Below are 26,348 nucleotides of genomic sequence, written 5' to 3'. Positions count from 1 at the left end.
AGGTGGACGACTTTTACGCCGCCCGCAGCAGCACCATGCCGCCGCTAACGTGGACTAATTTCGCACCGCCCTTCTCAATGGCCGCAGGGGCGATTGCAGATGCGACGGTGTTCGACCCGCATGAACAGCGCCTTGCCAACTTGGTTCAGCAGTATCCGCAATTGCAAAACGCGGTTGCCGAATATCTCGCATCCGATCCCAATGACAGCTTAGCGGAAGGGCGGCTGAAGAACGCCCTTGAGGGCCTCCTCTTCGGTCTGGTGCTGGAGCGTTTCGTGCGCGCGCTGCGTGTCATGCGATCAGGCCTGAACCGGATGGTCGTGATACTGAAGACGCAGTACCGTTACATCTTCGATACGGAGACGATCCAGTCCGTCATATTCGTCATGCAAAGGGCCGCCCAGGCGGTCGAACCGCAGATTACCGAGCTTTTGCAGACTCTTGCGGCACGCTTTAACGGCCGGATGATCGGTCTCGAATTCCGCTTCAAATCGGAAGAGTCGCTGACGAGGAAGCTGTCCGATGCGGTGGTCAAAACAGGACAGCTGCCCTCAGAAGTGGCCGAAAGTATCAAGGACGTGCTACGCTATACGACGGTGTTTCCGGACGATACTTACGCAACTGGCGTTCGCGCGACCCGCGCCGAGCTGACCGCCCAAGGATACCGTGAGGTGAAATTCAAGAACACTTGGGGCGATACCGGATACAAGGGAATCAATGCCGTGTATGAGACACGAGAGGGTTTCAAATTCGAGCTTCAATTCCATACCAGTGCGAGCCACAGCGCGAAGGAAGGTGGAACCCATGCACTTTACGAACGGCAGAGACTTCTGCCTGAAAGATCGCCGGAGTGGATGGACTTGGAAAATCAACAAAATGCCATCTTTGATGCAGTTCAAGTTCCACCAGGCGCTCTAAACTTATAGGGGAAATTAATGAAATATTGGACAAAAGAAGGCGTTGAGAAACATTTGGAAAATTTTGACCGGGAAGCAGCAAAGAAATGGACCTATGCTTTCAACTATTATCTGGACGAAAATAATGAGTTCAAAGAGATAGAGATTGCAGTATTCATCGTCATGGAATGGCTGGTGCCGGAAAAAAACTACAACATCAAGGGCTCTGCCGTTCGCGGAACAAAGCGTATGCAATGGTTCTGGGATGGTTTGAGTGCGCTCAAGGACCGTGAGGAATACGGCGACGTTGGCGACCACAGTCTGATTTCCGAGGATGAAGCGAAGGAGGTGCTCAAAACCATGGGTTTGAACCTCGATGACGCAAAGACCTATCTTCTGAATAAGTTCACGGAAGTGAACGGCTACCCTCCGATCATGCTCCCGGTTGACCCCGGATGGGAGGCTCGCCGCGACGCCGCGCGAAAACGGTCGAAATGACAGGCAAGATCGCCGCTGCGAGGATATGGGCCGGCGTTGTTGCAGAACTCCGTTTTCTGAGGGATTCACACTGCGAATCCAGTGGGCTAAGGGGCGAGTATGAGCAAGCCTGAGCCGACCCGCTACCGCACGATGAACTGGAAGTCCTACAACGATGCCTTGAAGCGGCGCGGGTCCCTTCTGATCTGGCTGGACAAGGACATGGTTTGGCGCGCACCCAAATCCGGATGCAATGGTCGGCCGCCGGTCTTCTCTGATGCCGCGATCCAGTTCTGCTTGATGGTGAAGGTTCTGTTCGGCCTGCCTCTGCGGCAAACGACAGGGATGGTGGCGAGCATCCTTTCGATGGCCGGGCTCGACTGGCGGGTGCCCGATTTCTCGACCCTGAGCCGCAGGCAGAAGCGCATCACGGTTCAGATCACGAGCCGCCGTGCGCCGGGGCCGCTGAACCTGCTGGTGGACAGCACCGGGATCAAGTTTCTTGGTGATGGGGAATGGCTTGCCCGCAAGCATGGCCCGCATCGCCGACGCCAATATCGTAAGGTTCATCTGGCGATGGACACGGCTACAGGTGACATCCGCGCCGTCGAATTCACCTCAAGCCGTGAAGGCGACAGCCCTGTTCTGCCCGACCTGCTCAACCAGATCCCAGAGGATGAACAGATCGGCACCGTCACCGGCGACGGTGCCTTTGACACCCGACGCTGCCACACCGCGATCCTGGATCGAGGCGGCACCGCTATCATCCCGATCCGGAGGAATGGCCGTCTCTGGAAGGAGGATTGCCCCGCAGCCAGGGCGCGCAACGAGATCCTCCGGGCAACCCAGCGCTTGGGCAGGGCCATATGGAAGCGCTGGTCAGGTTATCACGTCCGAAGCAGGATCGAGGCAAGGATGCGCTGCCTCAAGGCCTTCGGTGAACGCATCTCATCACGAGACCCGGACCGCCAGACCGCCGAAATCCATATCCGCATCGCCCTCATGAACCGCTTCAATGCCCTCGGATCCGCCGAGATCAAACGCGTGGCATGAACTCAACGCGGAAAGGGAAAACTGCGCTCACACACTGACTTCTGCAACATGTATAACCGCCCCTTGCGCAAGAGGGTTTGTGGATCAGTTTCGCGCGCTGTCGGGTGCTGACATGTATCCGGCCTCTGTTGCGGCCATCGTCATGCCGCCGGCCCGTATGGTGTTCGCGGATCAGGTCCCAAATCAACGCCGCGTGCTCGAAGGCACTTTGTTGCAGGCTGGTTCCTCTGATCCCGTCTCACGACCGTTGCGCCAAACGTCTCCTTGCCCTCTTTTGCTCCGACGTCCTCGCGACCTTGACGGCTTATGCCGCTGCGGCCGGAGCTTTGTAGACGTCACCGTGGGCCATCAAAGCCCAGACGATGCGCGCCATCTTGTTCGCCAGCGCTACCCGCACCAGCATGGGTGGCTTGCGCGTCAGCATTCCGCCCAACCAGGTGCCTGGCCGAGCCGAGGCATGAACGTGCCGCTTGATGACCACGCTGTTGGCGCCGATGATCATCAAGCGCCGCAGGGACCGTTCCCCCATCTTCGTCGTGGCGCCAAGCCGCTGTTTGCCGCCCGTCGAGTGCTGGCGGGGCGTGAGCCCGAGCCATGCTGCAAAGTCCCGCCCCTTCCGGAAGAGTTCAGGCGGGGGAGCAAGTGTGGCGATGGCCGTTGCGATCAGGGGGCCGATGCCCGGGATTGTCATCAAGCGCCGCGCGACTTCGTTATCCTTGGCCCGCCGGCTGATCTCGGCGTCCAGCTTCCCGATCTCCGCTTCGAGGTGTCGGAGCGCCGCGACCAGCACATCAAGTGTGGCGATGGCATCGGCGGGCAGACCGCTGTCGGGGTCCTCGATGATCGCAATCAGCCGAGCCGCGTTGCCAGCACCCTGCGGCACGATCTGACCGAACTCGCCCAAATGCCCACGCAGGGCGTTGATTGCCTGTGTGCGCTGCCGGATCAGAAGTTCCCGGATGCGGAAGACCATTGCCGCCCCCTGGGTCTCCTCACTCTTTACGGGCACAAAACGCATCGTCGGGCGTGTCGCCGCTTCGCAGATGGCCTCGGCATCGGCCATGTCGTTCTTCTGGCGCTTGACGAAGGGTTTGACATAGGCAGGCGGGATCAGCCGCACCTCGTGCCCGAGCTTGCCAAGCTCGCGGCCCCAGAAGTGCGCGCCACCGCAAGCTTCCATCGCGACAACGCAGCTCGGCTGCTGGCTGAAAAACGGCAGAACCTGATCCCGCCTCAGTTTCTTGCGAAAAAGAACACGCCCCAAGGCATCAGCCCCGTGAGCCTGGAACACATTCTTCGCCAGATCGAGCCCGACAGTGATAACCTCCGACATGACCGCTCTCCTATGTGGATCATCGCAAACCCACCCTGGCACACAGATGCCGTCGGGGGGCGGTTACACCATCAACGCCGCCTATACCTGCCCTTCTCGTTCGAGTATGCCAAACTGCCTCGCGGTTGAAATCTTCCCGTAGCATACGCGGCAAATTAAGATTTCCGGTCCCGCGCTCGGCGTCAAAAACCGCTTTCCTTGCTTACGATTTTCCGTCATTCGTCTCTACCGCAGCGAACGTTCGCAATATCCTGATTCTGTAGAAAAAAATCTGCTTGCAATTGCAGGAACTCCAAGGCTGATAGGTTCGAGAACGCCTCTCTTGTCAAGCTTTCTGGGTTTGCTGCGGACCTGCGTGATCCTCCCCCAGTGAAGTGGTCCGCCGTTATGATTAGGAAACGGAGGATCGAGAATGTCCAACAAGCGACCGAAGCCGGAAGAGATTGTCTCGAAGTTGCGGCAGGTTGAGGGTCTGATGGGGCAAGGTCTGTCGCGTCTTGATGCGATCAGGCGGATCGGCGTTGTCGAACAGACTTATTACCGCTGGCGGAAGCAATACGGTGGGATGGGCGTGGATCAGTTGAAGGAACTGAAGCGGCTTCAGCAGGAGAATGAACGGCTCAGGCGTGCTGTTTCGGATCTGACGCTGGACAAGCTGATCCTGACGGAGGCTTCCAGGGGCTGATCAGCGTTTCTTGCCTTCGCGGCTGGCGAGGCCGATCCGTTGCCCGCCCAAGAGGACGAAGTGCTGGGCTGGCTGCACGCCGCCTGTCTGAACACAGCCCACGCAACCTCGAAGGAGGAGGTCCAGTCATGAAGCTCAGCGCTCTGCGCTCTCCGGTCCGGCCCAATCCTGTTGCCTCGTCCGTCGTGCGGCTGCTGGCGGTGGATGGGCCGGTGCTGACGGTGCGGGGGCTGGACTGCCTGGACGGCACGCCGCTGATCGACATCAAGGCAGAGTTCGGAGCCACCCCATGAAGCGCGTTATAGCCGCCGCCCTGCTGATGCTTGCCGCGCTGCCTGCGCTGGCCGAACGCAGCATCACCGACACCACCGGGCGCGAGGTGACCATCTCCTGATCGGACGCGATCTGGTCGAGCCGTTCGGGCAGGATGGGGGCATCATCCACATCGCTGGTGGTGAATTCCGCGGCCCGGATCTCCAGTGTTCGTCGCGGGAACGCCCCACCGGGGCCTTTCCTGATCCTCCTCACTCTCGTTGATCCCGATGTGGAGCTTGCGCCAGACCCGCCGTTTCGAGCCGCGCGCGCGTTCCACTCCCCTTCGCCCTCAACCCTGATGCCCGTGCTGTCCACCAGCAGGTGCAGCGGACCCTCTGACCCGCGGTAGGGAATGCTGACCTTCAGGGTCTTCTGGCGCCGCGACAGCATGCTGAAGTTCGGCACCGCCCAGTCCAGACCGATCAACCGCAGCAGGCTCTCGACAAACCCGCCTCGCCATGGTCACTCGAACCATGGGAACGCCACTGGTTCGAGAGGGCTGTGAACGACCGACCGAGGCGTTGCTGGTCCAGATCGCCGTCGCCAAGCATTCCGAACACATGCCGCTGAACCGGCAGGCAGGGTGATGGCCCGGCACGGGGTGCCGATCGAACGCTCGGTTCTGGCCGACTGGATGGGCCGAACCGGCGCCCTGATCGCGCCCGTGGTCGACCACATGGCCCGGCGGTTGATGTCGAAAGCTCCCGGCTCTATGTCGATGAGACAACCGCCCCGGTGCTCGATCCGGGGCGTGGCACGACGAAAACCGGCTACCTCTGGGCGGTATTGCGGAACGACCGGGGCTGGGGCGGCACCGCTCCGCCCGGCGTGGTGCTCCACTACCGACCCGGGCGTAAAGGCGAATATGCAGCGGAAATCGTCGCTGGCTTCGATGGTACGATCCAGGTCTATGCCGACTCTGTCCAGCACCGTCAGGCGGACGCGGCTGTCTGATGAAATCTGCATATGGTCTCCTTCGCCGGAGCCCGGCATGGGACACCTATATAAAGCGCAAGGGGGAAAACGGTTGTTCCCTCCCCAAGTCGAATGCGTCATTGGTCATGGGTCGCTGCCCCGTCGGACCGACAACCCGTCCAGACTATTCAGCGGGGGGATTTGGGCGCAGGCGGCGTATCGCTGCCCTTTTCCTGACGAGACGCCGACTTGCGGGCATCTTCGTTATCCAGATCTTCCACCCTTTGTTTGAAGGTTTCATCCATCTGAACCTGGTTGGGCTTGGATCTTGTCATCGGCCCTCGCAGCATATGCGGCCTGGAAGCCATACCCAGTCCAGCATTCCGGTCGTTGTCGTTCTCTTTGTTGGTGCCCACCCTGGGCCCTCCATGACACCGCGTGAAAATTCTTCGCGGATGCCCAGAAGGTAGGGTGCCGGCAGCATGGTTACATCAGGCACAAGCCAACAATCCCGGCATCGACCAGATCAGATAAACGCCAGGGGGAGGGTCAACCCGAGTCGCTCAGAGAGCCGTTCTTTCCCGCACCTCGCTCGCTCGACAGCAAAGCGGCGAGGTTTCCCCCGCCGCGCAGTCGTGAATTTCAGCAATGATGGGATTGCCTGTCGCTCAGCCCGGAAGGCGGGACTTGCGTTGTTCCTCGTTGGCCGCGGCATCCTTGCCGGGTTCGGCCTGCCTGGGCTCGTCACCCAACTTCCCGGGCGCAGACTCGTTCTGCTGAGCCTGTTCGGGTTTCGAGGAATTTTCCTGATTGGTCTTGTCGGCACCCATGGTTGGGTCCTCCATATCGCGGGGCGGACAATACCGTCCCGTCGATACAGATATAGGCTCGCGCATCGCCGAATACATCCGGCTGGCGGCAACTATCGCGCAGGGCTCGGGGAACGTGGGGAACTTGCCCCTCCTGCCACGCCGCGAGACGCAAGGGCACGACATGGATGTTATTCGGGCCGCTTATGAAAGAAGCGGCCCGAATGCGCACGGAAGTGCCGTTACGCAGAGAAATAGTGCCAGCTTTCGGCCTTGGGTTCAGCGGAACCGACGCGGCCATAGACCTCTGCAAGCTTCGCGGAAACGGCCGTGAAGATGGCCAGGATGGCGGCGCGGGGACCCGAGGCGCGGCGTTGCATGGTTGCGGTCGTCATGGTTTAACCCTCCTTCAGTTTGGCGGGCCTGTGGATGATAACGTGGCCTGCCTTCGCTATGGTATATGGTATCCCACGAGTGAATTGTGAAGGGACAATTCTGCATTGCGGCATTGCACGGAGCGCATGGCTCGATCAGCGTCCTTGCTTACCTTCATGCCCAGCCGCGAGATACCGCAGTGCCATCCCGAGAGGGCCTCGCGCCGGAGGGGCTGAGGAGCCAGAGAGCCGGTATCGTCGTTTCTATGGTTAGCGGCGGCGAAGGGTTGGCCCGCGTTAATTCATCGCGGCTCAGAAGATGAAATCGCCCATATCCAGCTGGGACTTCTGGAAATCCTCGATGGTGACGGTCGTCGCGTCATTCAGCGTCAGCACCAGATCGCTGCCCTGCTGGGTGGCATTCTCGATCACCGAGCGGACCTGACCGCGGCTCATGTCGTCCAGATGAATGTGGTCCACGCCATTGCGGAAATCGGTAATCACATCGCGACCGTCGCCGAATTCGAACTCGAACACATCGGCGCCCTTGCCCCCGGTCAGGATGTCATTGCCGCGCCCGCCCTCCAGCCTGTCATTACCCGCCCCGCCGGACAGCCGGTCGTTGCCGCTGCCGCCGTCCAACTCGTCATTGCCGGCGCCACCGCGCAGGGTGTCGTTGCCGGAATCGCCGTCCAGTTCATCATTGCCACTGCCGCCGTTCAGGATGTCATTGCCCGCGCCGCCCTCCAACTCGTCATGGCCCTTGCCCCCGGTCAGGATGTCGTTGCCGCGCCCGCCTTCCAGTTCGTCATTACCGGCCGCGCCGATCAGCGTGTCATGGCCATCTCCGCCTTCCAGCTCGTCATTGCCGCCAAAGCCCCGCAGCAGATCATTGCCGCCGCGCCCATACAGAAGATCCGCGACACTGCTGCCGTCCAGCCTGTCGTTTCCGTTCGTTCCGATCCTGCGTACCATCTTTGCGTCCTTTCCATTCTGCGTGTCGATTCGGTCGCCGCGCGGCCGATACCGCAGCGATAGCGCCGGTTTGCTGACATCCCGCTGACCCGGGCTGTCAGGGAAATGTCAGCATGAAGCGGCTAGAAACCGCCCATGAGCCGCTTTACCCCCCCGATGTCATGCCTTGCCGCCCTGTTCGCGCTGTCTCCGCTGACGGGCGGCGGGCAGCCCGCCAACGATTCCGCACCCGATTACGAGATGGCCCGCGATGCCGTCAGCCGTGGCGAATTCCTGCCGCTGGAGGAAATCCTTGCCATCGTCTCGCGTGATCACCCCGGCCAGATCATCGAAATCGAACTGGAGTTCGAGGATGGCGTCTGGGAATATGAGGTCGAGCTGGTGACACCGGACGGGCGGCTGATCGAGATCGATCTGGATGCGGCCACCGGCGAGATCCTCGAATATGAGGAAGACGACGACTGATGCGTGTGCTGGTGGCAGAGGATGACAGTCGCATCTCGGGCGATCTGGGACATGCGCTTTCGGCAGCGGGGTTCCGTGTCGAACATGTCGATAACGGCGAGGATGCGTGGTTTCGCGGCGGGACCGAGCGGTATGACCTGATCGTTCTGGATCTGGGCCTGCCACGCATGGACGGGCTCAGCGTATTGAAACGCTGGCGACGCGAGGGGTGCGACTGTCCGGTGCTGATCCTGACCGCGCGCGGGGCATGGGCCGAACGTGTCGAGGGGATCGACGCCGGCGCCGACGACTATCTGCCCAAGCCCTTCCGCATGGAGGAACTGGTGGCGCGCGTCCGCGCCCTGATCCGCCGTGCCGGCGGTTACAGCACCCCGCAGCAGACCATCGGCAGGCTTGGTCTGGATCTGAACCGGATGACGGTGGACGTGGATGGCATTCCGGTGGCGCTGACACCGCTGGAGTTCCGGCTGATCGCCTATCTGGCGCTGCATCGCGATCGGGTGGTGCCGCCAACCGAGCTTCTGGAACATCTCTATGGTGACAACGATGCACGCGAGGCCAACGCGCTGGAGGCCGTGATCACCCGCATTCGCCGCAAGCTTGGGCCGGGAATGATCGCGACCCGGCGCGGCTTCGGCTATGGTCTGGATGCGACGGGATGAGGTCAAGGATGCGGCCGCTGTCCCTGCGCTGGCGGCTTCTTCTGGCCGGTGGCGCGGCCATTCTTGCGGCCCTGGGGGCGGCGGCGATCGGGCTGGCGGTGCTGTTTGACCGGCATGTGGAACGGGTCGCGCTGGCCGATCTGGAGGACCGGATGCTTTCGCTGATCGCGATGGTCGAACAGGATGGCGGCCTGCCGCGCTTGCACACTGTGCCGCGCGATCCAATCTATGACCGTCCGTTCTCGGGGCATTACTGGCAGATCTGGCTGGGCAAAGAGGTGACGCGATCGCGGTCGCTGTGGGATTATACGCTGCCCGTCGATGACGCGCCCCCCACTGGCGCACATCGGATACTGACGCTTGAGGGTCCGCGCGATCAGTCCCTGCTGGCGGTCGAACGCAGCCTTGCCGTCGGGCGCGGGCCTGATCCGGTGCCGCTGCGGATCGTGGTGGCCACCGACCGCGAGGATCTGGAACAGGCGCGCCGTGCCTTTTTCCGGGATCTGCTGCCCTATCTGGGCCTGTTGGTCACGCTGCTGCTGATGGCGTCCTTCATGCAGATCACCGTGGGGCTGCGCCCGCTGACCCGGATCGGAGAACGGGTTTCGGCGCTCAGCCAAGGCCGCCGGTCGCGCATCGGCGGTGACCTGCCCGCCGAGGTGATGCCGCTGGCCGGGCAACTGGATCGCCTGCTGGACGACCGGGACCGCGAATTGCAGCGTGCCCGTCACCGCGCCGCCGATCTGGCGCATGGTTTCAAGACGCCGTTGCAGGCGCTGCTGGGTGATGCCGGGCGGTTGCGCCTTCAGGATGAAACCGAACTGGCCGACAGCATCGAGACGGTCGTGACCACGATGCGCCGCCTCGTTGACCGCGAACTGGCCCGCGCTCGGCTTCAGTCGGCTCCGCATGCCAGTCTGGCCCGGCCCGCCGAGGTTCTGGAAAAGATTACCCGGGTCCTGCGCCGCACCCCCGAGGGTGCGGGCCTTGACTGGCACATCCGAGCATCACCGGCGCTGAAGGCAAGGATCGACCCCGACGACCTGACCGAGGCTCTGGGCGCGCTGATGGAAAACGCCATGCATCATGCCTCGGGCCGGATCGAAGCCCACGCCCGGCGCTGCGGCGCCGAGATCGTCATCACCATCCGCGACGATGGTCCGGGTGTGCCGGATGCTCGGCTGGACCGGCTGATGCGACGCGGCGTGCGCGGCCACCCGTCAGATGATGGTCAGGGCATCGGTCTGGCCATCGTCGCGGATATAGCGGAAGCCGCATTGGGCCGGCTCAGCCTCTGCAATGCGCATCCCGGCCTGTGCGCCGAACTGCGTTTGTGTTCGGATTGCTCATGATGGCCGCGCGACTCTTCTTGAGCGGCTGCCCCTGTTGGACTGTGGACCTGAAGCCAGTGTCTGCCCCGTCAGCCGTGTCTATCAACCAGAAGCGCCAGCAAGGTGATCGGGAAATGCGGATCTCCGGTATAATCCGTCAGTACGCCTTGCGAGGGCCAGGAGAACAGAACCGCCGTTCCGGGTTGCCGCGCGTCCGCCACTATCTGGGCATGGCGATAAAGCGCGCGCGGAAAACTGGTATTATAGCCATGCACATAGACAAAGACATCATGGCGTCCCTGCCCCTGCGCGATGCGATCGTGGAACGCGCTGCGCTCCAGGTCTTCCCGCCGGGCGACGGTAAAGCTCTGGCCTGGATCGGGCACGGAACGCGGCATCTCGACCCCGTCCGGGCTTGTGGCGCGGCGGCACCGTCACTGTGTAATGCGCATAGGACAGGCTGCCGCTGCGATTGGCGTCGAAGTCGCTCGGCTGGTCCGGATGTCCGGCCCGATTCGTGGCCAGCAGAAAATCGACGGCTCGCTCACCGGCTGCGGAGCCTGTCGGGGTAACGGCCACGCTGCGGGGGTCGCCCGCGCATCCGCCCAGCAGGGCCAGCAGCACCGTCACGGCGACAAGGCGGATCATCCGAAGCCTCCCGATTGATCTTCAAGGTCAAATTGCAGCATCGGAGTCGTTTCAGGCAAGGGACAAGCGGCGAAAGCAAGGGCGCCTGTCGAATGCGCTGCAAGGCGGGCGCCGGCACTACAATACCGTGCGCCTTCATGGATCGCTCGGCTACAAGCCGCCTCCGGAAGTCTTCATCCACGTGTTTCCAGCGCGCAGGCCTCTGCAATCCGGCCAGCAATGCCCTGCGCGTTGGAAACACGACCAACATTGCACTAACAATCAAAACGGGCCCGTCCGTGGGGGCCGGTCGGACCCTTGGCCGATCTGGACAAGACAGGCTCTGGCGGCTATCGCTATAGGGTCTTCGGCCAGGGTCGGAGAGCCATTGTTTTTGAATGGAATTGGTCCGCATCTTCATACGGATACCGCTCAGGGGATCTCTGCAGAATGCGTCTTCCCGCGAATTTTCAGGCGAGCTTGCAGGATGCACGGGAACGGCAGTTCGACCGCGACATCGCCGCCCGTCTGGCCGCCCGCTATCCCGCCTTCGCCGCGTGCGACGAACAGGTTCGGCTGGACTGGGTGACCGATCGCCGCCGATGGCTGGCCCGGATCGGCGTCACCGCCCAGCAGCATGTATTGGATCATCTGGAGGTCATGGTGGTCCACGGCAACCGGGTCATCGACGATCCGGCCTACCGTGCCATCATGACCCGTCCATTCCGGTCGCAGGAGGAAAAGGCGGTCAGGCTGCGGCGGCATTTCCTGACCCTTGAAACGGCAGAGGTGGCGCATGGATGATCTCAGCACGACCCGCGCGGCTAATGATCCGGTCGCGGGTTGCGAATGCAGTTGCGACCGTGGCTGGCAGGATGTTCAGGACGAGGTCAATCAGGCGCTGCGCAGCGATGATCCGCTGGAGCGCAACCGCCAGATCACTGCGGCCTATGACGGGCTGGCTGAGGCCGATCCCCGCAATATCTGGGTCAGGCTGGCAAGCTATGTCTCGGTTCAGGGCGGTTGCGCCATGCAGCGGACCCAAGCCTGGGATGCGCAGACGCTCGGCCGGATGGTGGTGAACCCGTCCGAAGCGATGGACGCCTTGCAAGATGCCAATCGCACGATCTTTTCCAACATCTATCCGGTGGCCCGCTTCGCCCAGAAATGCGGTGCAAAGCAGCTTCGCCGCTGCGTCGAAAGTGGCGCATTTGAAGCGGACCCCTCGCTTCTGGACGCGATGGATATGCTTGAAAAGGGCGAATTGCGGACCGCCTCGGATCTGATCGCAGAACATGAACAGGTGGATATCGTCCAACCGGTCTATGAACGCCATGCGGATACCTTTCGCGATCTGATGCGCGCTGAGGCACTGATTCCCTTTGATCAGACCAGCATTCCGATCGCGAAACATTGCACGCGGGACAATCTGGTCAGCATCGACGGGCTGGACGTCCGCGATCCGCGGGACCGCGTGCAATATTACCGGCGCCTCGTGAACCGCATGCTGCAGCAGGAACGGACGTCCCGGCACGGGGCGACGGGCACATGGTAGGGGGCGCCCGGCTTGCGGGGGTGGGGGTGATCGGGCTTGCTCTGGTCCTTGGGCTGGCGACGAAAGTTCTGAAACAGGAGAGTTCCATGAATGACAGCACGCCGCGTATCGTCTCGGTCGCCTTGCTGCAACCGGCGGCCGAGCTTCTGGCGCAGGAACCGATGGCCTATTACCGCGAGGACATGCGCGGTCCAGATAACTGGGACACCATGCCCCTCTACCTGACCGAATTCGCATCGGGCAGCAATCTGAAGCCGACGATGACGGGCGGGCCGATCGTGCTGCGCTATCAGGACAGGAACTGCCCGATCGAACTGCCCGGAGGTCGGCAGTTCATGGCGGGCCTGGAGGGACCGGTTGTCGGTCGAATTTCGATGGTCTTCCCGATGGAGCCGATGACCCTGGCCGAGGCGCGTCAAATGGTGGCCCAAATCGTCGGCCAGTTCGATCGGGGCTGGCCCCGCGTCGGCAAGGTGCGCGAGGGGCTGACCGAGGGGGATTTCAGCACGGATGCCGGAACGAAAGTCGCGACTATCGGGCGATGGCGGCAGTGCGGAAACGGCCCGGCCCAGGTCCATATCACGGTCAGGCATTACAATTCGTCAACCGGCAGCAGCTTCACCCCGCCCGCCGCCCTGAGCGCGCCCTTGTCCGAGGATGCGGCGGACCGGTTTCTGATCTATGCGAATTTCACGCCGGCTACGCAGCAATTGTCCCGCAAACTCAGCGAACTTGTCTCGTCGCGCCGGGCGGCGGAAGGGCTGGATCCGGCCTACGAGGACTTACCCGCGGCGATATGGCTGGACGATCCTGACTGGCGGCCAGCGGGATGGGATGGCGGCTTCTGAACCGCCGCCCAGCACCGCCGCATTCGCTTCGAGCCAGCGCGGCTCCCAGAAGCGGAACAGGAACCAGTTGCCGCATTCATCCTGCACGCGGGTGAAGCGGCGGAAATGGCGCCAGATGTCCTCGAAGGAGGCGCGCGATCGGATATAGATGCCCGGTTCGCTTTGCCACAATCCGCCGATCGCATCCTTGCCGGTGAACAGCAAGCGGGTCAGGCGGCTGTCTTCGGTCAGCCTGACCAGCCAGGGCGCGACCTCGGCCAGTTCCTCGGCGGTGCCGCCCTTGAACAGGCAGCGATGTTCCAGCCCGCTGGCGTCAAGCAGCGCGGGCAGGTTCGCGACCTTGGCGGCGTCAAGGATCGCAAAGGTCTGCATGGCGGGCACCTTGGCGGGATCGCCGCCCGCCGCCTCGATCTCGGACGGAAGCGGGTCGGGCTGACCAAACAGCGGGTCGCGCAGCAGGTCGGGAACGGCCTTCCTGTCGGTTTGACCGAACTGGGAATCCATGGGCTTGACCCCTTGGACGATCTCGATCTGGAAAAGATCGGGGTGCCGGATATGGATCTCTGAATGGTCGGTCATGTGCCTCCCTCGCCAATCTGATCCAGGCATCCACGGCGCCTGTCGGCGGCAGCTTAGGACGAATTCACATCTGGGAACAGTGACCGCTTCTCCCTACGCGGGGTCAGGTAAAGTGTCCGCTCGGCAAGTGCCTGTCCGCCGCGGCGGATGGTTTCCGCGCAGGCGCTGATGCCCGCTCTGCTATGAGCGGGCTCATATCCAGATGCCTCTCAACACGCATTCGCAATACCCATGGTGCGGCAATGCGGCAATGTAGTCCGAAACCGTCCTCTCGGTCTTCAGATTGGGTGTGTCTCCCGCATGCCCGCCGAGAGCGCCGAGCATGCGGGACCCCTGTACCGTTGTCCTGGATCGGACATGGCGCCATCATCATTCCCGGAATGGACTGACGATCCGCAGGCTACCTTCGATCAACTGACCGTGCTGAAGGTCCTCTGTGTAAAGCCGTTCGCAGCCGCTGGTCAGCGCGGCCGCGACGATCATCGCGTCATAGACCGAAAAACCGTACCGTTCGCCGAGAGCCAGGCCAACATCGTGTATCTCGGCCGAGAGGGCGGTCACGTCGCACAGATCTCGCACCCCGGCGAGGAAAGCGCCCGCGTCCCGCCATGACATGCCGGCTTTCCTGATGCAGTTCACAAGGGTCTCATTCAGCACCTGAACACTGATCAGTCCGCCCTTTGCCAGCAACTCGACAGACCGATCTGCCTTGGGTCCATCATCGAGCAGATACAGGATGACGTTGGTATCGAAAAAGTCAGCGCTCATTTGCGGCGTCGCGGCTCAGTCGCTGAGATGCAGGGAGTCGCCCCCGGAAACGGCGCAGATCTTCCAGCACATCGTCTGCCGAGGGGCGACGGCGGATGGCCAGGCCATCATCAGCGCGTTTCAGCTCGATCTCGTCGCCGGCCTTCAGACCAAGCTCGCGCACCAGGTCAGCAGGCAGCCTGACAGCCAGCGAATTTCCCCATTTGGCGACATGCATCAGCCGGTCCTCATCAATGGATATACTGTTCAGAAATGTATATCCAGTTCAGAGCAGATTCAAGTGTGGTCGGTGATGATGCTGATTGCGACAAGTACGCCCTTGGGACTGAACTTGAAACGAAACAGGTGGCGCCGAGGCGACATGATCCAAGTGGACGGTGACATCCGCTATCGCAGCCCGATCGGATCATCCGAGAAGCAGACTGGGAAATGACAGTTGAGCCCAAAGCAACGAGTGGCACCGCCCTGTGATCCAGACGCGCACCCGTCTCCCCATTATAGGTTGCTGCGACATTGTTGCAGAAGTCGTTTTCAGGACATAATGCCGCTTTTCTCGGCTGAGTTCATGCCACGCGTTCGATCTGGGCGGTGCCGAGGGCATTGAAGCGGTTCATCAGGGCCACGCGGATGTGGATCTTGGCTGTCTGACGGTCGGGGTCCCTCGAGGCGATCCGCTCGCCGAAGGATTTCAGGTTCCTCATCCGGGCCTCGACCCGGCTGCGGACATGGTCGCCGGACCATCTTTTCCAAATCGTCCGGCCGAGACGCCGGGTTGCCCTCAGGATGTCGTTGCGGGCCAGGGCAGCGGGGCAATCTTCTTTCCAGAGGCGGCCATTTCTGCGGATGGGAATGATCCCTGTGCCACCGCGCGCGAGGATCGCCGAATGGCAACGGCGGGTGCCTTCGGCGCCATCACCGGTAACGGTGCCGATTTCCTCGTCTTCCGGGATCTGGTCCAGAAGATCAGGGAGAACGGGGCTGTCGCCCTCACGGCTGGAGGTGAATTCCACCGCCCGGACGTTGCCGGTCGCCGTGTCCATCGCCAGATGGACCTTGCGGTACTGGCGCCGGCGGTGGGTGCCATGCTTCCTCGCCAGCCACTCTCCGTCACCCAGGAACTTGATCCCGGTGCTATCCACCCGCAGGTTCAGAGCGCCCGGAGCCCGGCGCGACGAAAGCTGGACCGTGATTGTCTTCTGGCGGCGGCTGAGCGTGGAGAAGTCCGGGACCGGCCAGTCCAGACCAGCCATCTCAAGGATGCTGGCGACCAGTCCGGTCGTTTGCCGAAGCGGCAGGCCGAAGGGCACCTTCATCATCAGGCAGAACTGGATGGCGGCATCGGAGAAGACCGGCGGACGTCCGGGCTTGCCTGCCTTCGGCGCAGGCCAGTCCATGTCCCGGTCCAGCCAGACGAGCAGAGATCCGCGCCGCTTCAGCGCGTCGTTATAGGATTGCCAGTTGGTCGTACCGTAGCGGGCAGGTTCGGGCTTGCTCATGGCAGGCTCTTAACCCACCAGATTCACGCCGTGAATCCCGGATGATGATCAGTTCTGCAACATGTATAACCGCCCCTTGCGCAAGAGGGTTTGTGGATCAGTTTCGCGCGCTGTCGGGTGCTGACATGTATCCGGCCTCTGTTGCGGCCATCGTCATGCCGCCGGCCCGTATGGTGTTCGCGGATCAGGTCCCAAATCAACGCCGCGTGCTCGAAGGCACTTTGTTGCAGGCTGGTTCCTCTGATCCCGTCTCACGACCGTTGCGCCAAACGTCTCCTTGCCCTCTTTTGCTCCGACGTCCTCGCGACCTTGACGGCTTATGCCGCTGCGGCCGGAGCTTTGTAGACGTCACCGTGGGCCATCAAAGCCCAGACGATGCGCGCCATCTTGTTCGCCAGCGCTACCCGCACCAGCATGGGTGGCTTGCGCGTCAGCATTCCGCCCAACCAGGTGCCTGGCCGAGCCGAGGCATGAACGTGCCGCTTGATGACCACGCTGTTGGCGCCGATGATCATCAAGCGCCGCAGGGACCGTTCCCCCATCTTCGTCGTGGCGCCAAGCCGCTGTTTGCCGCCCGTCGAGTGCTGGCGGGGCGTGAGCCCGAGCCATGCTGCAAAGTCCCGCCCCTTCCGGAAGAGTTCAGGCGGGGGAGCAAGTGTGGCGATGGCCGTTGCGATCAGGGGGCCGATGCCCGGGATTGTCATCAAGCGCCGCGCGACTTCGTTATCCTTGGCCCGCCGGCTGATCTCGGCGTCCAGCTTCCCGATCTCCGCTTCGAGGTGTCGGAGCGCCGCGACCAGCACATCAAGTGTGGCGATGGCATCGGCGGGCAGACCGCTGTCGGGGTCCTCGATGATCGCAATCAGCCGAGCCGCGTTGCCAGCACCCTGCGGCACGATCTGACCGAACTCGCCCAAATGCCCACGCAGGGCGTTGATTGCCTGTGTGCGCTGCCGGATCAGAAGTTCCCGGATGCGGAAGACCATTGCCGCCCCCTGGGTCTCCTCACTCTTTACGGGCACAAAACGCATCGTCGGGCGTGTCGCCGCTTCGCAGATGGCCTCGGCATCGGCCATGTCGTTCTTCTGGCGCTTGACGAAGGGTTTGACATAGGCAGGCGGGATCAGCCGCACCTCGTGCCCGAGCTTGCCAAGCTCGCGGCCCCAGAAGTGCGCGCCACCGCAAGCTTCCATCGCGACAACGCAGCTCGGCTGCTGGCTGAAAAACGGCAGAACCTGATCCCGCCTCAGTTTCTTGCGAAAAAGAACACGCCCCAAGGCATCAGCCCCGTGAGCCTGGAACACATTCTTCGCCAGATCGAGCCCGACAGTGATAACCTCCGACATGACCGCTCTCCTATGTGGATCATCGCAAACCCACCCTGGCACACAGATGCCGTCGGGGGGCGGTTACACCATCAACGCCCATCGGTTGGTGGATCGTTACCACGCAGGAAAGCGGGTTCTCGTTTCCGATTTTCCCGTCGAATGGATGTATTCCGAAGGAGAACACGAATGATTACGGTCAATTCCCTTGAGGACATAAGCTGCGAAATCTCCAAGCTGTCTAATCTCATATCGGCGCTGGAACTGGCCACAGAGAGCTTGACAGCCGCTGACGACGAATATTCCCGGCAATGTCGCGACGCCACAGTCGGGCTTGTCGAAGCGATGAGATGCCAACTGGAGAAAGCCCGTAAGGAAGTCCATAACCAGATTCACGAAGCGCTTGAGCGCAAGCGTTCGGCCTGACAAAACAGCGCGCCCGGCTTCGGTCGGGCGTTTCCCCTTTTCAACAACTGGCGCATCATCATGGACGCGGCCTATTCCATCAACCGGCACTGGTCGGATCAATTCATTCCCGAGATCCGCCGTATTGTCGGCGCGCACCTGCTCAGCGTAGCCCCGGATCATCTGGACATGCGTCAGGCAACCGATCTGCTGATGCTGGATGGCCGGGATGTGAGGATTGCGGCCCGTGTGCGGCGCCATGGATATGCCGGTCGCTATCCCTATGACTTCACCATCCGCTCGCGCCTGCCGTCCGGCAGCCCCACCGAACTGGCTAAGATTGTGAACGGCGATGGCGACTGGCTGTTTTACGGCCATGCCAATGCCGCCGAGACGGGATTTGATCTTTGGTGGCTGCTGGATCTGCGGGCTTTCCGTGCCGGTCTGATCCGGCAGGCCTCGAACGGCTTTCGTCAGTTATGTCAGTCCGTCATGTGATGGAAAACGATGGTCAGGCCAATCGCCCCTCCAGGGCGCGGCCTCCTGCTCATGTGCGAGGTAATGATTCGTCGTCCGCAGGACCGGATTGAGGTCGGGTTGACGCGGGGGAAAAGAGTGGCAGCAGCGCCGGAACATTGTCCCCCATGTGTCCCCCAAGGGCATCAATAAGCCTGCATCCGAAAAATACGGATTTCTGCAAGTTATTGATCCGCACGGGATGTCAGGCGACACGGGTGAGTAACTCAGGTTGTCTTGTAGTGCATTGTTATTGCTAAATTTTATATCTCTCGCGACATAACCATCTAACTCAAGCGACAATCGAATCTATCTCAACTCGTCGTCTCCGGCCATGTCGCAATCCGCCATCGTCGAGGCGGCGGTCGCCTCCTTCCTGTTGGGAGATTTCGCCGAGCAGATGGAAGCGGCCCTCACGCGCAGGATCGACGGGTTCGACGAGGATCTGGCCGTGCTCGGCAAAATCCTCGCGCAGTTCATCCATTTTTGGCTGACCATCACGCCGCCGCTGCCGGACCACGCGCAGGCCTCGGCGCGAGCCAAGGACGTCGAGCGGTTCGAGGGCTTCATGCCGACCCTCGGCCGAAAGCTGGCAAGCTGCCCACGTTCCTGCGCGAGCATCAGAAGCTGGCCCAGCAATGTGCGGCGGAAGGCGTGGACCATGTCCGCTATCTGGCCCGGCTGGTCGAACTGGAACTGATCGACCGGGAACGGCGGATGGTCGAGCGCCGCATCAAGGCGGCGAAGTTCCCTTCCGTCAAAAGCCTGGACAGCTTCGACTTCGCGGCCATCCCGAAGCTCAACAAGATGCAGGTGCTGGAACTGGCCCGCTGCGAATGGATCGAGCGGCGCGAGAACATTATTGCCCTCGGCCCCAGTGGCACGGGCAAGACGCACATCTCGCTCGGCATCGGGCTGGCCGCCTGCCAGAAGGGTCTTTCCGTCGGCTTCACCACCGCCGCAGCCCTGGTCAGTGAGATGATGGAAGCCCGTGATGAGCGCCGTTTGCTCCGCCTTCAGAAGCAGATGGCCGGATACAAGCTTCTCATCATCGACGAACTCGGCTTCGTGCCCTTGTCGAAAACCGGCGCCGAGCTCCTGTTCGAGCTGATCTCGCAACGCTACGAGCGCGGATCGACCCTGATCACCAGCAATCTGCCTTTTGACGAGTGGACCGAGACATTCGGCTCCGAACGCCTCACCGGCGCGCTTCTCGACAGGCTGACCCACCACGTCAGCATTCTCGAAATGAATGGCCAGAGCTATCGTCTCGCCCAAAGCCGCGCCCGAAAGGCCGGCTGACCCCTTTCAAAAAATACCAACGGCGCAAGCACGGAACGTCGGGAGGGCGTAGAGGCTCTTACTCAAGGCCTGAGTGGCTTCGGTCGCGCGGACGCACCCAAATCCGAGACTGCCGCGGTCACCGTTCAGGTCTTCGATCCTGAGGCCTTCGGCGGACGCGAGGCATTCCTGAGGCAGACTGGCTGGCTCGCCGATGCTTGCCGTTCAAACCTGCCGCGGCCCGGCGTGACTTCGGTCCGCCTGCCGGGCGAGGCGGGCCTTGAACGCAGGCGTAGGGCGCTGGCTTCGGGCGTGCCACTCAGCCGCTGTATAATCCGCGTCATAGCCGTTTGGCGGGATGGCCCTGGGTGAGGTGACGGGTGCGGAATTCTGGCGGGCCTTGATGCTGGCGCTGCGGCGTGTCTGGCCGGGCAAGGCAGGCATGTGTAAATTAATTTACAGTATTATACCAAACTCTGTTAATAAATTTACAAAATTTTCCTTATACAGAAATCACTTAACGTGGTTTATGGAGTGTGTTTACTGTTCATAGTGTTCGTTTGTGTCAGTCCATTCCGAAGTCCTCGTCCTTGGGTGATCTTTGGGTTGGCTGCAGGGGGATAATTGTTGTGAGGGGGAGCCATGAGCACTGAAATCGTTGAAAAGCACGGGATTCCTGCTGGTTTTGGGTCAGCGCATGTTGGTCCTGAGGATTATGGGCGGCTTTATGCCGAATCGATGTCGGATCCCGAGGGGTTCTGGGGGCGTGAAGGGCGGCGGCTGGACTGGATCGAACCCTACAGCAAGGTGAAAGAGACCGATTTCACCTTCGGCAAGGTCAGCATCAAGTGGTACGGCGACGGGGTGCTGAACGCCTGCGTCAACTGCGTGGACCGGCATCTGCCGGCGCGCGCCAACCAGACCGCGATCATCTTCGAGCCCGACGACCCGAAGGATCCGGCGCAGCACATCACCTATGCGGAGCTGTCCGACAAGGTGAACCGCTTTGCCAATGTGCTGCTGTCTCAGGGGGTGATGCGCGGCGACCGGGTGGTGATCTATCTGCCGATGATCCCCGAGGCCGCCTATGCGATGCTGGCCTGCGCCCGGATCGGGGCGATCCATTCCATTGTCTTTGCGGGGTTCTCGCCCGATGCGCTGGCCAACCGGATCAACGATTGCGGCGCGAAACTGGTCATCACCTCTGATACCGCGCCGCGCGGCGGGCGGCGCACGGCGCTGAAATCGAATGCCGATGCGGCGCTGCTGCATTGCTCGGACAGGGTGCGCTGCCTGGTGGTCAAGCATACCGGCGACCAGACCACCTGGGTCGAGGGCCGCGATGTCGATGTGAAGGCGCTGATGGAGACCGCCAGCCCCGACTGCCCGCCGCGCCCGGTGGGGGCCGAGGACCCGCTGTTCATCCTCTATACCTCGGGGTCCACCGGCAAGCCGAAGGGGGTGGTCCATACCACCGGCGGCTATCTGGTCTATGCCGCGATGACGCATCAATACACCTTCGATTACCACGATGGCGACGTCTTCTGGTGCACGGCGGATGTGGGCTGGGTGACCGGCCACAGCTATATCATCTATGGCCCGCTGGCCAATGGCGCCACCACGCTGATGTTCGAAGGCGTGCCGACCTTCCCCGATGCCGGCCGCTTCTGGCAGGTCTGCGCCAAGCACAAGGTGACGCAGTTCTATACCGCGCCGACGGCGATCCGCACGCTGATGGGCAAGGGCACCGAATTCATCGAGGGCCACGACCTGTCCAGCCTGCGCCTGCTGGGCACGGTGGGCGAGCCGATCAACCCCGAGGCCTGGAACTGGTATGACCGCAATATCGGCAAGGGCCGCTGCCCGATCGTGGACACCTGGTGGCAGACCGAGACCGGCGGCCATCTGATCACGCCTTTGCCCGGGGCGATCGAGACCAAGCCGGGTTCGGCGACGCTGCCCTTCTTCGGCATCCGCCCGGCGGTGCTGGAGGCCGAAACGGCGAAGCTGATCGAGGGCGACCCGGCCGAGGGGGTGCTGTGCATCGCCGACAGCTGGCCCGGCCAGATGCGCACCATCTGGGGCGATCACCAGCGGTTCGAAGAGACCTATTTCCAGCAATATCCCGGCTATTACTTCACCGGCGACGGCTGCCGCCGCGACGAGGACGGCTATTACTGGATCACCGGGCGGGTGGATGACGTGATCAACGTGTCCGGCCACCGGATGGGCACGGCCGAGGTCGAATCGGCGCTTGTGGCGCATGCGAAGGTGGCCGAGGCGGCGGTTGTGGGTTACCCGCATCCGGTCAAGGGTCAGGGCATCTATGCCTATGTGACGCTGATGAACGGGGTGGATCCTTCGGAGGATCTGCGCGCCGAGCTGGAGAAATGGGTGCGTACCGAGATCGGCCCGATCGCGCGCCCGGACCTGATCCAGTGGGCGCCGGGGATGCCGAAGACGCGTTCGGGCAAGATCATGCGCCGGATCCTGCGCAAGATCGCCGAGAACGACTATGGCAGCCTCGGCGATACCTCGACCCTGGCCGAACCCGAGGTCGTCGACGACCTCATCAACAACCGGATGAACCGCGAATAAAAACGCGGGGAACGCATCCCGGTTCACTCGCCCTGACGGGGATGCGACGGCAACATCAAGGGCGGAACGTGGTATGTCTGAACAGGGAGGGTTCGCAGGACATGAGTGACAGAAAATCATCAAATGCATATTGGCAGGCAAATCTCAGGATCATCTGGACCTGTCTGGCCATCTGGGCGCTGGTTTCCTATGGCTTCGGGATCCTGCTCAGGCCGCTGATCTCGGGGATCTCGGTCGGAGGGTCCGATCTGGGCTTCTGGTTCGCCCAGCAAGGCTCGATCCTGATCTTCATCGTGCTGATCTTTTTCTATGCCTGGCGCATGAACAAGCTCGACCGCGAATATGGCGTGGATGAGTGAAAGGACCTGAATCATGAGCCAGTTTACCCTTAACCTGATCGTCATCGGTCTGTCCTTCGCGCTGTATATCGGCATCGCGATCTGGGCGCGGGCCGGTTCGACCGCCGAGTTCTATGCCGCCAACCGCGGCGTCGGGCCGGTCATGAACGGCATGGCGACCGCGGCCGACTGGATGTCGGCGGCCTCGTTCATCTCGATGGCGGGTCTGATCGCCTTCACGGGCTATGACAACTCGACCTATCTGATGGGCTGGACCGGCGGCTATGTGCTGCTGGCACTGCTGCTTGCGCCCTATCTGCGCAAGTTTGGCAAGTTCACCGTGCCGCAATTCATCGGCGACCGCTATTATTCGCAGACCGCGCGGATCATCGGCGTCATCTGCCTGCTGATCATCTCGATCACCTATGTGATCGGCCAGATGACCGGGGTCGGCGTCACCTTCTCGCGCTATCTGGAGGTGTCGAACTCGACCGGGCTGTGGATCGGCGCGGCGCTGGTCTTCAGCTATGCGGTGCTGGGTGGGATGAAGGGCATCACCTATACGCAGGTGGCCCAGTATATCGTGCTGATCATTGCCTATACCATTCCGGCGGTGTTCATCGCGATCCAGCTGACCGGCCATGTGCTGCCGCAGACCGGCATGTTCAGCGACCACAGCGCCTCGGGCGTCAAGTTCCTGACCAAGCTGGATCAGGTGGTGACGGATCTGGGCTTCCGGTCCTATACCGGGCATCACGGTTCGACCCTGAACATGTTCCTGTTCACCATGGCGCTGATGATCGGCACCGCCGGTCTGCCGCATGTCATCATCCGCTTCTTCACCGTGCCGAAAGTGTCGGATGCGCGCAAATCGGCGGGCTGGGCGCTGGTGTTCATCGCGCTGCTCTATACCGTCGCGCCGGCGGTGGGGTCGATGTCGCGCTTCAACCTGACCGCGACCATGTGGCCGGGTGCCGAAACGGGCGAGACCTTCAGCCAGCCCGCCGTGTCGCTGGAATCGATCGAGAACGATCCCGACCTGCAATGGATGCGCAACTGGCAGGTCACCGGCCTGCTGCAATGGGAGGACAAGAACGGTGACGGCCTGATCCAGTATTATGACGAGGCCGGTGCCGCCGATGCGCCCATCGCCGCGATCATCGAGGAACAGGGTCTGGTCGGCAACGAGCTGACGCGGGTGTCGGATGACATCATGGTTCTGGCCAACCCGGAAATCGCCAATCTTCCGGGCTGGGTGATCGCCATCGTGGCGGCGGGCGGTCTGGCCGCGGCACTGTCCACGGCGGCGGGGCTGTTGCTGGCGATCTCGGGCGCGGTGTCTCACGACCTGATCAAGGGCGCCATCAATCCGGGCATCAGCGAAAAGAACGAGCTGCTGGCCGCCCGGATCTCGATGGGGATCTCGATCCTGGTGGCGACGATCCTGGGGCTGAATCCGCCGGGCTTTGCCGCCCAGACGGTGGCGCTGGCCTTCGGTCTTGCCGCAAGCTCGATCTTCCCGGTTCTGATGATGGGGATCTTCAGCTCGCGCGTGAACAAGCATGGTGCGATCTGGGGGATGATCGCGGGCGTCGTGTCAACGACGGTCTATATCTTCCTCTACAAGGGCTGGTTCTTCGTGGCGGGCACCAACATGCTGCCTGACACGCCGGATGCCTGGCTGTTCGGCATCGCCCCGGCCTCGTTCGGGACGATCGGTGCGCTGATCAACTTCGCGGTGGCCTTCACCGTGTCGAATGCCACCAAAGAGCCGCCGGCAGAAGTGCGGGAACTGGTCGAATCGATCCGTGTTCCGCGCGGCGCCGGAGGAGCGGTTTCTCACTGACCCTACGTACCGCGCCCCTGTTCCGGGGGCGCGGTTATTTTTTCTGCCACGGGGCATGGGCCATGACCGGTATCAGTGCATTTCTCGCGACGGTTCACCCCTATGACAGCCTGCCGCGGGACGAGCTGGCGCGTGTCGCCGGTTCCTTCGGCCGCAGGCAATACAGGGCGGGCGACGTGATCTATCGCCATGGCGAAAAGCTGCCGGGGATCCATCTGATCGAGAGCGGGGCGGTCCGGATCTCTGACGCCGCCGGTGACAGCGTGTCGGAACTGGGCCCGCGCAATTCCTTTGGCGAACGCGGGTTGCTGCGCGAGGGGGTGGCGGTGACCACCGCGACGGCCATCGGGGAGGCGACGGTGCTGATGCTGCCGCATGCCGAGCTGATGCGGCTGATCGGCAGTTATCGTTCGGTGGCGCGGTTCTTCGACCGGGGCGGCCTGTCCAGTCCGCGCCAGAATGATCTGGCGGTGCTGAAGGTGGGCGATCTGATCGGGCGGCGGGACGCGCTGAGCTGCCCCCCCGACACGCCGGTGCTGGCGGCCGCCCGCGCCATGCGCGACGCCCATGCCAGCAGCATCGGCGTGGTCGGGGACGGGCGGCTGCTGGGGCTGGTCACCATCCGCGACATGTCGAACCGGATCGTGGCCGAGGGGCGCGATCCCGCCATCGCGGTCAGCGCGGTGATGACCCCCGACCCGATCACGCTGTCGCCGGACCAGCTGGGCTATGACGTGCTGAACATCATGCTGGAACGGGGCATCGGCCATCTGCCGGTGGTCGATGGCGGGCGTTTCATCGGCATGGTCAGCCAGACCGATCTGACGCGGGTGCAGGCGATTTCCTCTTCGGCGCTGATCCATGACATTGCCCGTGCCGACAGCGTGGCCGACATGGCGCGCAGCACCGCCCGGATTCCGGATTTGCTGGTGCAGCTGGTCGGCGGCAATCACCGCCACGAGATCGTCACCCGGATGATCACCGATATCGCCGATGCGGTGACCCGCCGGCTGCTGGCCATGGCCGGGGCCCGGCTGGGTCCGGCGCCGGGCCGCTGGCTGTGGGCGGCCTGCGGCAGTCAGGGGCGGCAGGAACAGACCGGCCAGACCGATCAGGACAATTGCCTGATCCTGGAAGACGGCTGCGATCCCGCCGATCCGTGGTTTGCCGGACTGGCGCGTTTCGTCTGCGACGGGCTGAACGAATGCGGCTATGTCTATTGCCCCGGCGACATGATGGCGACCAATCCGCGCTGGCGCCAGCCCCGGCAGGTCTGGCGCGGCTATTTCCGCGACTGGATCGACCATCCCGATCCGCAGGCGCAGATGCTGGCCTCGGTCATGTTCGACCTGCGGGCGATCGGCGGCGATGCCGCGCTGCTGGAGGGTTTGCAGGCCGAGACGCTGGAACTGGCGGCGGACAATACCATTTTCCTGTACAACCTGACCTCGAACGCGCTGAAACACCGGCCGCCGCTGGGGCTGATCGGCGGCTTTGCCACCATCCGCTCGGGCGAGAACCGCCACCGCATCGACATGAAGCATAACGGCGTGGTGCCGGTGATCGATCTGGCCCGGATCCATGCGTTGCAGGGGCGGCTGCGCCCGGTCAACACCCGCGCGCGGCTGACCGAGGCCGCGGCGCGCGGCATCGTGTCGGAGCGGGGCGGGCAGGATCTGATCGCCGCCTATGACCTGATCCAGACGGCGCGGCTGGAAAATCAGGCCGAACAGATCCGGGCCGGGCAGCGCCCCGACAACTTTCTGTCGCCTGCCGGCCTGCCCGATTTCGAACGCAGCCATCTGCGCGACGCTTTCGTGGTGGTGCGCGGCATGCAATCCGCAATAGGGCATGGTAAGGGAATGCTGGGATGAGG

The 26,348-nt window shown here is 62.4% G+C and carries 29 protein-coding genes and 4 pseudogenes; 21 read left to right on the top strand and 12 right to left on the bottom strand.

What is annotated here, in order from left to right; genetic code table 11:
• Nucleotides 1-2: 2 nt before the first annotated feature.
• The 3 genes from JHW40_RS02135 to JHW40_RS02125 all read left to right on the top strand — a co-directional run bounded on the left by JHW40_RS02135 (nt 3) and on the right by JHW40_RS02125 (nt 2,426).
• Nucleotides 3-926, top strand: a complete 924-nt coding sequence (locus tag JHW40_RS02135) for a hypothetical protein (RefSeq protein ID WP_272849029.1) — start codon at nt 3-5, stop codon at nt 924-926.
• Nucleotides 927-935: 9 nt separating this feature from the next.
• Nucleotides 936-1,394: a hypothetical protein gene (locus tag JHW40_RS02130; protein WP_272849028.1), complete on the top strand. Its 459-nt coding sequence runs from the start codon at nt 936-938 to the stop codon at nt 1,392-1,394.
• 99 nt (nt 1,395-1,493) lie between these two features.
• Nucleotides 1,494-2,426, top strand: coding sequence for an IS5-like element ISPpa3 family transposase (locus JHW40_RS02125; RefSeq protein WP_026155396.1), 933 nt, complete (start codon nt 1,494-1,496; stop codon nt 2,424-2,426).
• A 304-nt stretch (nt 2,427-2,730) separates the two neighbouring features.
• On the opposite strand, the gene JHW40_RS02120 is transcribed toward JHW40_RS02125, so the two are convergent.
• Entirely contained in the window at nt 2,731-3,759 is a 1,029-nt protein-coding gene (locus JHW40_RS02120; protein WP_090618173.1) for an IS110 family RNA-guided transposase, read from the bottom strand.
• 412 nt (nt 3,760-4,171) lie between these two features.
• Between JHW40_RS02120 and JHW40_RS02115 the strand changes: the two are divergent.
• Both JHW40_RS02115 and JHW40_RS02110 read left to right on the top strand, forming a co-directional pair.
• A pseudogene (locus JHW40_RS02115) lies at nt 4,172-4,441 on the top strand (transposase); the annotation flags it as partial.
• A 143-nt stretch (nt 4,442-4,584) separates the two neighbouring features.
• A pseudogene (locus tag JHW40_RS02110) lies at nt 4,585-4,737 on the top strand (TrmO family methyltransferase domain-containing protein); the annotation flags it as partial.
• A gap of 91 nt (nt 4,738-4,828) precedes the next feature.
• Here JHW40_RS02110 and JHW40_RS02105 read toward each other — a convergent pair.
• Nucleotides 4,829-5,209, bottom strand: a pseudogene (locus JHW40_RS02105) (transposase); the annotation flags it as partial.
• 59 nt (nt 5,210-5,268) lie between these two features.
• On the opposite strand from JHW40_RS02105, the pseudogene JHW40_RS02100 reads away from it, so the two are divergent.
• Nucleotides 5,269-5,674: pseudogene (locus JHW40_RS02100) on the top strand (IS66 family transposase); the annotation flags it as partial.
• A 188-nt stretch (nt 5,675-5,862) separates the two neighbouring features.
• Here the strand turns inward: JHW40_RS02100 and JHW40_RS02095 are convergent.
• From JHW40_RS02095 to JHW40_RS02080, 4 genes are all read right to left on the bottom strand, one after another.
• Nucleotides 5,863-6,090: a hypothetical protein gene (locus tag JHW40_RS02095; protein WP_139208290.1), complete on the bottom strand. Its 228-nt coding sequence runs from the start codon at nt 6,088-6,090 to the stop codon at nt 5,863-5,865.
• Nucleotides 6,091-6,342: 252 nt separating this feature from the next.
• On the bottom strand, nt 6,343-6,504 hold the full coding sequence (locus tag JHW40_RS02090) for a hypothetical protein (RefSeq protein WP_170851985.1): 162 nt from the start codon (nt 6,502-6,504) through the stop codon (nt 6,343-6,345).
• Nucleotides 6,505-6,725: 221 nt separating this feature from the next.
• Entirely contained in the window at nt 6,726-6,878 is a 153-nt protein-coding gene (locus tag JHW40_RS02085) for a hypothetical protein (protein WP_170851984.1), read from the bottom strand.
• Nucleotides 6,879-7,169: 291 nt separating this feature from the next.
• Entirely contained in the window at nt 7,170-7,832 is a 663-nt protein-coding gene (locus JHW40_RS02080) for a calcium-binding protein (RefSeq protein WP_090617726.1), read from the bottom strand.
• Between the two features lie 135 nt (nt 7,833-7,967).
• On the opposite strand from JHW40_RS02080, the gene JHW40_RS02075 reads away from it, so the two are divergent.
• The 3 genes from JHW40_RS02075 to JHW40_RS02065 are packed head-to-tail and all read left to right on the top strand — an operon-like array spanning nt 7,968 to nt 10,311.
• Nucleotides 7,968-8,297, top strand: coding sequence for a PepSY domain-containing protein (locus JHW40_RS02075; protein ID WP_244519396.1), 330 nt, complete (start codon nt 7,968-7,970; stop codon nt 8,295-8,297).
• Nucleotides 8,297-8,959 (top strand): response regulator transcription factor, encoded by a 663-nt coding sequence (locus JHW40_RS02070; RefSeq protein ID WP_090617724.1) that lies wholly within the window; start codon nt 8,297-8,299, stop codon nt 8,957-8,959. Before JHW40_RS02075 ends, JHW40_RS02070 begins: the two co-directional genes overlap by 1 nt.
• Before the next feature lie 8 nt (nt 8,960-8,967).
• A complete protein-coding gene (locus JHW40_RS02065) occupies nt 8,968-10,311 on the top strand; it encodes a sensor histidine kinase (protein ID WP_090617722.1) in 1,344 nt (447 codons plus the stop codon).
• A gap of 68 nt (nt 10,312-10,379) precedes the next feature.
• Here the strand turns inward: JHW40_RS02065 and JHW40_RS02060 are convergent, their stop codons facing one another.
• A complete protein-coding gene (locus JHW40_RS02060) occupies nt 10,380-10,688 on the bottom strand; it encodes an alpha/beta hydrolase (RefSeq protein WP_090617720.1) in 309 nt (102 codons plus the stop codon).
• Nucleotides 10,689-11,367: 679 nt separating this feature from the next.
• Here JHW40_RS02060 and JHW40_RS02055 point away from each other — a divergent pair.
• The 3 genes from JHW40_RS02055 (at nt 11,368) to JHW40_RS02045 (ending at nt 13,320) form a co-directional block, all read left to right on the top strand.
• Nucleotides 11,368-11,721 carry a hypothetical protein gene (locus tag JHW40_RS02055; protein ID WP_090617718.1) on the top strand — a complete coding sequence of 118 codons (354 nt, stop codon included), beginning with the start codon at nt 11,368-11,370 and terminating at the stop codon, nt 11,719-11,721.
• On the top strand, nt 11,714-12,472 hold the full coding sequence (locus tag JHW40_RS02050; RefSeq protein WP_090617716.1) for a DUF2515 family protein: 759 nt from the start codon (nt 11,714-11,716) through the stop codon (nt 12,470-12,472). The genes JHW40_RS02055 and JHW40_RS02050 overlap by 8 nt, the downstream gene beginning before the upstream one ends.
• A gap of 86 nt (nt 12,473-12,558) precedes the next feature.
• A complete protein-coding gene (locus JHW40_RS02045; RefSeq protein WP_090617714.1) occupies nt 12,559-13,320 on the top strand; it encodes a hypothetical protein in 762 nt (253 codons plus the stop codon).
• Here JHW40_RS02045 and JHW40_RS02040 read toward each other — a convergent pair.
• From JHW40_RS02040 to JHW40_RS02020, 5 genes are all read right to left on the bottom strand, one after another.
• The gene (locus JHW40_RS02040; protein WP_170851983.1) at nt 13,255-13,899 is read right to left on the bottom strand and encodes a DUF4123 domain-containing protein; all 645 of its coding nucleotides are present in this window, start codon (nt 13,897-13,899) and stop codon (nt 13,255-13,257) included. The two genes, JHW40_RS02045 and JHW40_RS02040, sit on opposite strands and share 66 nt — an antisense overlap.
• 369 nt (nt 13,900-14,268) lie before the next feature.
• Nucleotides 14,269-14,667: a PIN domain-containing protein gene (locus JHW40_RS02035; protein WP_090617711.1), complete on the bottom strand. Its 399-nt coding sequence runs from the start codon at nt 14,665-14,667 to the stop codon at nt 14,269-14,271.
• Complete coding sequence (locus JHW40_RS02030) at nt 14,657-14,884, bottom strand: AbrB/MazE/SpoVT family DNA-binding domain-containing protein (RefSeq protein ID WP_090617708.1); 228 nt, start codon at nt 14,882-14,884, stop codon at nt 14,657-14,659. Before JHW40_RS02030 ends, JHW40_RS02035 begins: the two co-directional genes overlap by 11 nt.
• Nucleotides 14,885-15,230: 346 nt before the next feature.
• Nucleotides 15,231-16,163, bottom strand: a complete 933-nt coding sequence (locus JHW40_RS02025; RefSeq protein WP_272849027.1) for an IS5 family transposase — start codon at nt 16,161-16,163, stop codon at nt 15,231-15,233.
• Between the two features lie 317 nt (nt 16,164-16,480).
• Complete coding sequence (locus tag JHW40_RS02020; RefSeq protein WP_090618173.1) at nt 16,481-17,509, bottom strand: IS110 family RNA-guided transposase; 1,029 nt, start codon at nt 17,507-17,509, stop codon at nt 16,481-16,483.
• A 168-nt stretch (nt 17,510-17,677) separates the two neighbouring features.
• Here JHW40_RS02020 and JHW40_RS02015 point away from each other — a divergent pair, with 168 nt between their 5' ends.
• The 9 genes from JHW40_RS02015 (at nt 17,678) to JHW40_RS01980 (ending at nt 26,346) form a co-directional block, all read left to right on the top strand.
• Nucleotides 17,678-17,914, top strand: coding sequence for a hypothetical protein (locus JHW40_RS02015; RefSeq protein WP_090618166.1), 237 nt, complete (start codon nt 17,678-17,680; stop codon nt 17,912-17,914).
• Nucleotides 17,915-17,974: 60 nt separating this feature from the next.
• A complete protein-coding gene (locus tag JHW40_RS02010) occupies nt 17,975-18,391 on the top strand; it encodes a hypothetical protein (protein WP_090618164.1) in 417 nt (138 codons plus the stop codon).
• Between the two features lie 352 nt (nt 18,392-18,743).
• Nucleotides 18,744-19,109 carry a hypothetical protein gene (locus JHW40_RS02005; RefSeq protein WP_170852012.1) on the top strand — a complete coding sequence of 122 codons (366 nt, stop codon included), beginning with the start codon at nt 18,744-18,746 and terminating at the stop codon, nt 19,107-19,109.
• On the top strand, nt 19,007-19,711 hold the full coding sequence (gene istB / locus JHW40_RS02000) for an IS21-like element ISPve1 family helper ATPase IstB (RefSeq protein ID WP_272849101.1): 705 nt from the start codon (nt 19,007-19,009) through the stop codon (nt 19,709-19,711). The genes JHW40_RS02005 and istB overlap by 103 nt, the downstream gene beginning before the upstream one ends.
• 69 nt (nt 19,712-19,780) lie before the next feature.
• Nucleotides 19,781-20,062, top strand: a complete 282-nt coding sequence (locus JHW40_RS24075; protein WP_211657476.1) for an Ldh family oxidoreductase — start codon at nt 19,781-19,783, stop codon at nt 20,060-20,062.
• Nucleotides 20,063-20,332: 270 nt separating this feature from the next.
• Complete coding sequence (gene acs, locus JHW40_RS01995) at nt 20,333-22,288, top strand: acetate--CoA ligase (RefSeq protein ID WP_272849026.1); 1,956 nt, start codon at nt 20,333-20,335, stop codon at nt 22,286-22,288.
• A 101-nt stretch (nt 22,289-22,389) separates the two neighbouring features.
• On the top strand, nt 22,390-22,647 hold the full coding sequence (locus JHW40_RS01990) for a DUF4212 domain-containing protein (RefSeq protein ID WP_090618091.1): 258 nt from the start codon (nt 22,390-22,392) through the stop codon (nt 22,645-22,647).
• 13 nt (nt 22,648-22,660) lie between these two features.
• A complete protein-coding gene (locus JHW40_RS01985; protein ID WP_090618090.1) occupies nt 22,661-24,472 on the top strand; it encodes a sodium:solute symporter family protein in 1,812 nt (603 codons plus the stop codon).
• 62 nt (nt 24,473-24,534) lie between these two features.
• Nucleotides 24,535-26,346, top strand: coding sequence for a DUF294 nucleotidyltransferase-like domain-containing protein (locus JHW40_RS01980; RefSeq protein WP_090618070.1), 1,812 nt, complete (start codon nt 24,535-24,537; stop codon nt 26,344-26,346).
• Nucleotides 26,347-26,348: the final 2 nt, after the last annotated feature.

This window comes from Paracoccus alcaliphilus, from assembly GCF_028553725.1.
GTDB classification, from domain to species: Bacteria; Pseudomonadota; Alphaproteobacteria; order Rhodobacterales; family Rhodobacteraceae; genus Paracoccus; species Paracoccus alcaliphilus.
This window is presented reverse-complemented; position numbering and strand designations above follow the sequence as displayed.

Bases quoted from the DNA above. Each gene is read 5' to 3' on its own strand.
- JHW40_RS02130 (WP_272849028.1), top strand. From the start codon at position 936: ATGAAATATTGGACAAAAGAAGGCGTTGAGAAACATTTGGAAAATTTT.
- JHW40_RS02125 (WP_026155396.1), top strand. From the start codon at position 1,494: ATGAGCAAGCCTGAGCCGACCCGCTACCGCACGATGAACTGGAAGTCC.
- JHW40_RS02120 (WP_090618173.1), bottom strand. From the start codon at position 3,759: ATGTCGGAGGTTATCACTGTCGGGCTCGATCTGGCGAAGAATGTGTTC.
- JHW40_RS02090 (WP_170851985.1), bottom strand. From the start codon at position 6,504: ATGGGTGCCGACAAGACCAATCAGGAAAATTCCTCGAAACCCGAACAG.
- JHW40_RS02085 (WP_170851984.1), bottom strand. From the start codon at position 6,878: ATGACGACCGCAACCATGCAACGCCGCGCCTCGGGTCCCCGCGCCGCC.
- JHW40_RS02080 (WP_090617726.1), bottom strand. From the start codon at position 7,832: ATGGTACGCAGGATCGGAACGAACGGAAACGACAGGCTGGACGGCAGC.
- JHW40_RS02075 (WP_244519396.1), top strand. From the start codon at position 7,968: ATGAGCCGCTTTACCCCCCCGATGTCATGCCTTGCCGCCCTGTTCGCG.
- JHW40_RS02070 (WP_090617724.1), top strand. From the start codon at position 8,297: ATGCGTGTGCTGGTGGCAGAGGATGACAGTCGCATCTCGGGCGATCTG.
- JHW40_RS02065 (WP_090617722.1), top strand. From the start codon at position 8,968: ATGCGGCCGCTGTCCCTGCGCTGGCGGCTTCTTCTGGCCGGTGGCGCG.
- JHW40_RS02060 (WP_090617720.1), bottom strand. From the start codon at position 10,688: ATGCCGCGTTCCGTGCCCGATCCAGGCCAGAGCTTTACCGTCGCCCGG.
- JHW40_RS02055 (WP_090617718.1), top strand. From the start codon at position 11,368: ATGCGTCTTCCCGCGAATTTTCAGGCGAGCTTGCAGGATGCACGGGAA.
- JHW40_RS02050 (WP_090617716.1), top strand. From the start codon at position 11,714: ATGGATGATCTCAGCACGACCCGCGCGGCTAATGATCCGGTCGCGGGT.
- JHW40_RS02045 (WP_090617714.1), top strand. From the start codon at position 12,559: ATGAATGACAGCACGCCGCGTATCGTCTCGGTCGCCTTGCTGCAACCG.
- JHW40_RS02040 (WP_170851983.1), bottom strand. From the start codon at position 13,899: ATGACCGACCATTCAGAGATCCATATCCGGCACCCCGATCTTTTCCAG.
- JHW40_RS02035 (WP_090617711.1), bottom strand. From the start codon at position 14,667: ATGAGCGCTGACTTTTTCGATACCAACGTCATCCTGTATCTGCTCGAT.
- JHW40_RS02030 (WP_090617708.1), bottom strand. From the start codon at position 14,884: ATGCATGTCGCCAAATGGGGAAATTCGCTGGCTGTCAGGCTGCCTGCT.
- JHW40_RS02025 (WP_272849027.1), bottom strand. From the start codon at position 16,163: ATGAGCAAGCCCGAACCTGCCCGCTACGGTACGACCAACTGGCAATCC.
- JHW40_RS02020 (WP_090618173.1), bottom strand. From the start codon at position 17,509: ATGTCGGAGGTTATCACTGTCGGGCTCGATCTGGCGAAGAATGTGTTC.
- JHW40_RS02015 (WP_090618166.1), top strand. From the start codon at position 17,678: ATGATTACGGTCAATTCCCTTGAGGACATAAGCTGCGAAATCTCCAAG.
- JHW40_RS02010 (WP_090618164.1), top strand. From the start codon at position 17,975: ATGGACGCGGCCTATTCCATCAACCGGCACTGGTCGGATCAATTCATT.
- JHW40_RS02005 (WP_170852012.1), top strand. From the start codon at position 18,744: ATGTCGCAATCCGCCATCGTCGAGGCGGCGGTCGCCTCCTTCCTGTTG.
- acs (WP_272849026.1), top strand. From the start codon at position 20,333: ATGAGCACTGAAATCGTTGAAAAGCACGGGATTCCTGCTGGTTTTGGG.
- JHW40_RS01990 (WP_090618091.1), top strand. From the start codon at position 22,390: ATGAGTGACAGAAAATCATCAAATGCATATTGGCAGGCAAATCTCAGG.
- JHW40_RS01985 (WP_090618090.1), top strand. From the start codon at position 22,661: ATGAGCCAGTTTACCCTTAACCTGATCGTCATCGGTCTGTCCTTCGCG.
- JHW40_RS01980 (WP_090618070.1), top strand. From the start codon at position 24,535: ATGACCGGTATCAGTGCATTTCTCGCGACGGTTCACCCCTATGACAGC.